Consider the following 2,085-nt stretch of genomic DNA (forward strand, 5'->3'; position numbering starts at 1 on the left):
GGCCGCCCACCGCCTCGGCCAGCCATGGCAGATTCACGGCGGGCGTTGCCTCCGGAGCAATCAATTGTTCACTCGCAGCGATCCGGCCTTCCAACGGGGTCAAAACGCCTTCGAAGGCCGCCAGCAAGCGCTCGCGGACATCGGCGCCATTCGCAGGACCGAGGGCTTGCGCCGGGTCGTAACTGAGTTCCTGCCGGTAAAACTCCGGAAAATAGGCTTCCTGGTAGGAAAAACGCGGGTAATACACCCTGATGGCATGCAAAGCCGGGCTTTGCCGGCCATCGCCGCGTAAGGTCACTTGAATTTGTAGATAACGTCCGCGCAATTGCCGTACCGGGCCGGATGTCTGTTGCAACAAAATCTCGAACAAACCACTAGTGCCGGCTTGCTGGCCGGCCAGGCTTGCCGCGAACGGCAATTCCGAAGGCAACGGGTTCCACAACGGCGCGGGCTGCTCGATAGGTTTGGGCCTAGGCATTTGTTTGCTGGCAAATACCCGCACCGCGATCTGAATGTCGCAGCCGGGCGGAATGCAGGCGTCCAGATACAGCCGGTGCCATTGGGTATCGACTTGGCCGGAATCCAGTTCGTGCAGCAATGCCGCACCTTCCAGATGAAACTGTGGACGGCGCAAGGCATGTAATTCGCGCGGGCGAGGGGCTATCCCTGGAAAATCCGGATCGGCCCCGGCTTGATAGCGCAACTGGCCGTCGGCGCTGCTGACAAAGCGCGGCACAGCTTGCGACAGCAGCGGATAACGCTCGTGCAGCAAGCGGGCTTGGCCGGTGTTGGTTTCGTTATCCCAATGCAGCGTTAATACCGGGCAATCGCGTTGCGTGAAATTTACGTCGTCAGCCGCGCGCGGCACCAAAGCCGCCAGCCGGCCGCTGTCCGGTAAAGCCGAATCGGCAGCCAGAGCTAGATCGATAGCGAACGGCAATTCTGGCGGGCAGGCGTAGTGTTTGAAAGATGCATCCGGCAATGCCGACAAAGGCCGGGTCAATATGACCTGCCCACCGGCGCCGTCATGGCACAAGATATAAAGCTGCTGTAAATCGCAACACAACGCCAGCGCCTGCAGACCGTCCGGCAAGGCTTGCTGCCAGATTCGGTTTAAGGGATGCGGATTGGCTTGCTCAGGTTCGAAGCGCACCGGTTGCGGCGTGTACGGCAGGGGCAACGGTTCGCCGGTACACAACATCAAGCCGGTCGCGGAGATTAGCCAGATTCGCAGCTCAGCGTCGACACACGCCCTTAGCGGCATTTGCGACGCGGCATTCTCGCCTTCCGCATTGTCCCATTCGCAAAAGGTTTGCCAGCGCCGAGCCAGATGAAACAGCAGCAAGCCATGCTGATTATTGTCATCGCTAAACGGCAGGGCCAGTCTGCCGTCACCGGCCGGCTGCCCGAATCCCGGCTTGCCGCTGGTCGCGACCGCCGCGAAAGCCATATCGGTAAAGCGGCCCTGCGGCGCAGTGACATCCCGCAATTCATTGTCCTGCAAAGTCAGATAGCCGCGACCGCTATTGAATTCGACGCGTGTGCCGTCGGCACTCAATCGGCCAATCTGATTAAAACTGTCCAAAGCCAACGGCGTGCTGTTTTGCCAAACCAGCAAGGCCGCCGCCGGATCGGAGGCAGGCAAGCGCAAGACCTGGTTTTGCGCCAGCGTCAGCGCCTGCAAACCGGTATTCCAGCTCAAATGGCTGGAGCCCTGCTCGAAATCGGCCTGGCCTCTCAGTAAAAAATACGGGGTGTTGTTGACGTCCATGGTTTACCCTCAACAAATGTCCGGAATCACCGGAACCGCGACGCCCAGACTATCGTCCGGGGTTTGGCCTTCCAGCAAACCGATGCCGTCCGGCAAGGCCGGCGTGCCGGAACCGCTGTCGACGCGCACGCCCAGCAGCTCGGGCAACTGGTATTTAGTCAGGCTGACCGTCTCGTCGGCCGACAAGCGTCGCCAGCCATTGCTGCCGCGTTGAAACAGACTCAAACCATTGACAGCCTGCACCCCGGCCACCCGCGCTGCCTGGGTCAATAATTCGTTGGCGCGCACCTCAGCCCCCAAAGGCCAACCCGCAC

General features: G+C 60.5%; 1 protein-coding gene and 1 pseudogene. Both read right to left on the reverse strand.

Annotation, left to right across the window (positions count from 1 at the left end; all coding sequences use genetic code 11):
* On the reverse strand, positions 1-1,771 hold a 1,771-nt coding region (locus tag NP589_RS21425; protein ID WP_256608789.1), incomplete at its 3' end, for a phage tail protein.
* A gap of 9 nt (positions 1,772-1,780) precedes the next feature.
* A pseudogene (locus NP589_RS21430) lies at positions 1,781-2,085 on the reverse strand (putative baseplate assembly protein); the annotation flags it as partial.

It is taken from the genome of Methylomonas rosea (assembly GCF_024505055.1).
GTDB classification, from domain to species: Bacteria; Pseudomonadota; Gammaproteobacteria; order Methylococcales; family Methylomonadaceae; genus Methylomonas; species Methylomonas rosea.